General features: G+C 49.4%; 4 protein-coding genes and 2 pseudogenes. 4 read left to right on the forward strand and 2 right to left on the reverse strand.

Features of this window, described 5'->3' with window-relative positions:
• Nucleotides 1-66 precede the first annotated feature (66 nt).
• Nucleotides 67-510 carry a hypothetical protein gene (locus tag BN1118_RS21785; RefSeq protein WP_156994971.1) on the forward strand — a complete coding sequence of 148 codons (444 nt, stop codon included), beginning with the start codon at nt 67-69 and terminating at the stop codon, nt 508-510.
• Between the two features lie 476 nt (nt 511-986).
• Here the strand turns inward: BN1118_RS21785 and BN1118_RS21225 are convergent, their stop codons facing one another.
• Together BN1118_RS21225 and BN1118_RS22460 are read right to left on the reverse strand one after the other, a co-directional pair.
• Nucleotides 987-1,409, reverse strand: a complete 423-nt coding sequence (locus BN1118_RS21225; RefSeq protein WP_084214102.1) for a hypothetical protein — start codon at nt 1,407-1,409, stop codon at nt 987-989.
• A gap of 782 nt (nt 1,410-2,191) precedes the next feature.
• Nucleotides 2,192-2,464: pseudogene (locus BN1118_RS22460) on the reverse strand (type VI secretion system PAAR protein); the annotation flags it as partial.
• Nucleotides 2,465-2,693: 229 nt separating this feature from the next.
• Here BN1118_RS22460 and BN1118_RS13400 point away from each other — a divergent pair.
• From BN1118_RS13400 to BN1118_RS21230, 3 genes and pseudogenes are all read left to right on the forward strand, one after another.
• Nucleotides 2,694-3,230 (forward strand): hypothetical protein, encoded by a 537-nt coding sequence (locus BN1118_RS13400; protein WP_043556602.1) that lies wholly within the window; start codon nt 2,694-2,696, stop codon nt 3,228-3,230.
• An 82-nt stretch (nt 3,231-3,312) separates the two neighbouring features.
• A pseudogene (locus BN1118_RS13405) lies at nt 3,313-3,948 on the forward strand (phage portal protein); the annotation flags it as partial.
• A gap of 58 nt (nt 3,949-4,006) precedes the next feature.
• A partial coding sequence (locus BN1118_RS21230; RefSeq protein ID WP_084214104.1) for an Ogr/Delta-like zinc finger protein occupies nt 4,007-4,267 on the forward strand: 261 nt, incomplete at its 3' end.

A 4,267-nucleotide genomic window follows, 5' to 3' on the forward strand; every position in this document is an offset into this window, starting at 1 on the left:
GCATAATTGGGACATAGCCTTTATTTAATACTGATATGCTCGAGGCTTTTACAATGAGGTTCCATCATGAAAAAAGCTCTTATCGCTGCAAGCCTATTATGTAGTGTGTTCTCAATTAGTGCGCATGCAGGCACAGCGATTATCTCAACGTACCATGTTTGGGATGGAGGGGGGCAATCTTGCTTTAAGATATCCAGTGTCTCAGCCAGCAGTGCGGTTGTCAGCGTTAAGATGTTTGATAAAACAGGTGAGTATTATTCCGGGAAACTGATATCTACATATATTATTTCTTCATTAGAAACTCCATTCACACTAGAACCTAGGAGGACCGCCACGTTCTGCCTGAACTCAGGCGGTAATGCTTCTCCTGGATATGGAGTCATAGAAGGCCAGCCCTCAGATGCATCACAGGGGCAAATATCACTGGTTGCGAGTGGCTATTATGGCAATAATACGCCGAATTATGCGCAGGCATTTTCAATAGTGATTAATGGTGGAATGCCGTTCTGATTTTTCTTTCGATCATTGAGTGTCGATTTTTCTCACCTCGCCCAAGAACCTTTATCTGGCGCGGTCTGGGCCTATGGTTTTGCGGTAATCCACTTTTGCAAAAATTTTTTACCGGTGAAGCCCACAGGCGGGAGCGGATGAGCGCGGATTCCATGACGCAGACGCGGCGGTGGGGCGTCGCTGCCATGCGCTGGGAGGCTGTGAGCGTGCGCAGGCTTCACATATGATGCAGCGCTGCCCTATTGATTGGCTGCCTCTTCATGCGGCGTCATTCCTTGGCCATGCTCAGGCGCTGTCAGGCAGATAGAAGAAGGCCCCACGGTGTGGGGCCTTCTTCGTATTAGTTATGTTCTACTACTTGTTAACTGCATACATATATCTGGTGTTACTGCGTAGGCAAGACCAGCACACTAGGAACCAGTACTGCGACAACGATAGCTGTGGCTGCTCAAAAAATCATCACCACATTGGTTTTTTCATTGTGTATTCTTTCTATCTTTTAGTAATTGGCACTCATCAACTGATACGGCATAAACTTGATAAGAGTTCCAACGGGAAACCCGTTTTAGATCCCGACACTCTACGTAACTTTCAGACTTACCACTTAATTTAATCTTGGTAGCAAAGGTTAAGATGGGCGCGATGGCGAAAATAATAATTAGCACGCCCCGTTGAAAAATCTTGTCTGGATTTCCAATCTTTGCTACTGACATCAACACATGAACCATCAGCACAATGCCAACTAGCGGAGCACAGTAAGATGCCCAAATATTGGCAATGCCACTAATCCTAAACGATGCAGTTCCATTAGATAAAGTCGCATACAAATCATCTGATACCTGCTCAAACCCGAACCAGATAAAAGCTGCGGCAATGATTAGTCTTATGATATAAATCACTTGGTCAACCTCTTAAGCGAGTTGCCAATCTCATCTGAGAATCCATAACGCTCATCTAATGCGTCTAGCTCACGACCCATAAAGAAAGAACCAAATGCAAAGAGAGCACCAGTGACCAAAATTCCTGATACCGGTAGTGTCGCAACGACTAGAGACATGGTTACTAGCGTTGTCATCCCTTTAATGATGTCACCAGAACTATTACCAACGAACTCGGCTAAAGTTGCTTCATCACGTAAGATGTAATCCGCAGCATTCACCCCAACAGCAAAGGCAATTTCTATCCCAGCATTTACTTTGACCCACCGAGCAGCACCTTTAACATCAGTCAAACCTATACCGATTTGAACAACTCGTGGATTACTTGATTTCCATTTGTTCCCTTTCATCAAAGTTTGAGCATGGCGGCGATAGTTCTTGATGATTACATAATCAATGCCGTTGATATTCTTGGCATAAGAGATAACTCCTAGTCCACCTAAGCCTTTGGCAGTCTGGGCCGCCGTTTTAACGCCGTCTACCAAGTCGTGGTAACTCTTTGTCGTACCCACTGCATCCTTACCACCTATTTCAGCGTAAAGCGTCTTTAACAGTTCTTTAGCCTCTGCCAAGGAGAGCACAGCAATATCAGTGGGTGCTGTGGTATATACAACCTCTAGCGTCTTACCTTGGGAAAAGTCATAGGGAGGCCAATAGGCATTCTTAGCCGGGATCTCTACAGGTGGGGCAGGCTGTAGAGCTGGCGCAGCTCGTCCTGCTGGTGCTTGGTCACCAATCACTACTGTTCCTGAGCCAATGATCACGCCGCCACAGTCAACTGCACCACCAGTTAAGGCAGCAGGTTTGCCATTGATAAGGACGGTAGAGGAACCGGATGCAATCGATCTGGGGTGTGGTGGATGGTTTGGTTTGTCATGTGGGGCTAGAGGATCACCAACACGGGCTGCGGGTATTCCGTCTATGAATACATTCGGTGAACCAGCAATGATGGCAGTGGGATGAAACCCATCATGGTCTGTACCAATATCTCCTACTTTCGCAGCCTTTCTTGTCATCTGAATTCCTCATCGACACGAATAAAATATGCTCACGATATCATGGGTGCAAATGCGACCCTAGATGCATGCTTCTGATTTTGTGCAGCCTGTGACAAAAAACGTCACAGATAAGATCAATGAGGATTTGGTTTCCCTTGGTAACGATGACAGCTGGTAGGCTTATCGACTCTGTTGGCGATGAAGAGCTCTTTGAGATGATGAAGCAAGCTGTTAAGGCGAAGTTTGAATGACTACTGTGCATGTCTCATGGCAGATGCGGGCCAGTGGATTGGTTGTCGCGTTACTCGGGATCGGTGGCGTTTGGATGGCCATGATATATGGTTCTGAATTCTTGGATCTGCTTGCACTGACACCAGCAGACCCGTTGCGAATGAATGACTGGCGAGGCTGGTTTGCAATCTTCATTGGCTTACTTGCGACCCCCTTCATGCTGTATGCCGGTGGGAGATTGATGTTTTCCATAGCCATACCGGAGCCAGACCTTTCTTCAACGGCTGTTAAGCGACGGGGGCTCGTTGTCATTTCTCTGATTATTGTTGCTGCTGTTCTGGGACTGCTGACGCAAAAAATCAGTATGTCGAGTATTGAGCGTTTGGGATGGGAGCAGTGTTACGTCAAACAGACGAGCTGGCGTTTTGGCAAGGAGCTCTATTCCCAAAATTGTGGTGCGCAAGGTCTAATGAAACTGGATCAGGCTTTCGACAAGCTCTCTCTGGAAGCACTGAAAGAGAAGCTTAACAAAGAGATGTTTGAGCAAAAATGAGTAAGGGCCTTAAAGGTCCTTCGTTTTGCTCGATGGTGGGGGATAGCTGGCCAGCCAGCTCCATCACCACGCTCATAGCAGCCGGCGGGACGATGGCTGCTTTGTTTACCTGCAGCAGCAGGGCAAGCCGAACCTGTTCTACCGGCCGGAGGATGTGATCTGGCTGGCGCAGTACGACCCCGAGCAGCAGGTCTATGGCATGCCCGATTACCTGGGTGGCCTGCAGTCGGCCCTGCTCAACCAGGACGCCACCCTGTTTCGGCGCAAATACTTCCTCAACGGCGCCCACATGGGGTTCATCTTCTACGCCACTGACCCGAACATGGACGATGACACCGAACAGGAGATGAAGGACAAGATTGCCAACAGCAAGGGGGTGGGGAACTTTCGCTCCATGTTCGTGAATATCCCGGACGGCAAGCCCGACGGCATCAAGCTTATTCCGGTGGGGGACATCGCTACCAAGGACGAGTTTGCCGCCATCAAGGGGATCACCGCCCAGGATGTACTGACCAGCCACCGCTTTCCGGCTGCGCTGGCCGGCATTATTCCGACCAACGGCGGGGGCGGGCTTGGCGACCCTGAGAAGTACGATGCCACCTATGCCCGAAACGAGGTGTTGCCGCTGTGCGAGCTTATTCAGGATGCCATCAACAGCGCGGGACTCCCTCGCTCCCTCTGGGTCGATTTTCGGGAGAATATCGGTTCAGCTGTATAAACAAACAGTGTGTGCTGTGGCAAGATAGGCTGTTGATTTGGATAGAAAAGGGGGCGTAATGCGGGTTTATTGCAAAGTGTGTGGCCAGCGGGGCCGCATTACCAAGACCAACCGACTGAGCGATGATGTTTCTGACCTCTATTGCCAGTGCACGGACGCCGAGTGCGGCCATTCCTGGGTGGCCTGTCTGTCGTTTGCTCATACCCTGAGCCCGTCAGCCAAGACCACGAACCAGCTGGTGCTGAGCTTGATGAGTTCGTTGACACCAGAAGGTCGGCAGTTGGTACTGGAAGGACTGGGTGTATGGAGATGGTATTCA

It is taken from the genome of Aeromonas bestiarum (assembly GCF_000819745.1).
Taxonomy (GTDB): Bacteria; Pseudomonadota; Gammaproteobacteria; order Enterobacterales; family Aeromonadaceae; genus Aeromonas; species Aeromonas bestiarum.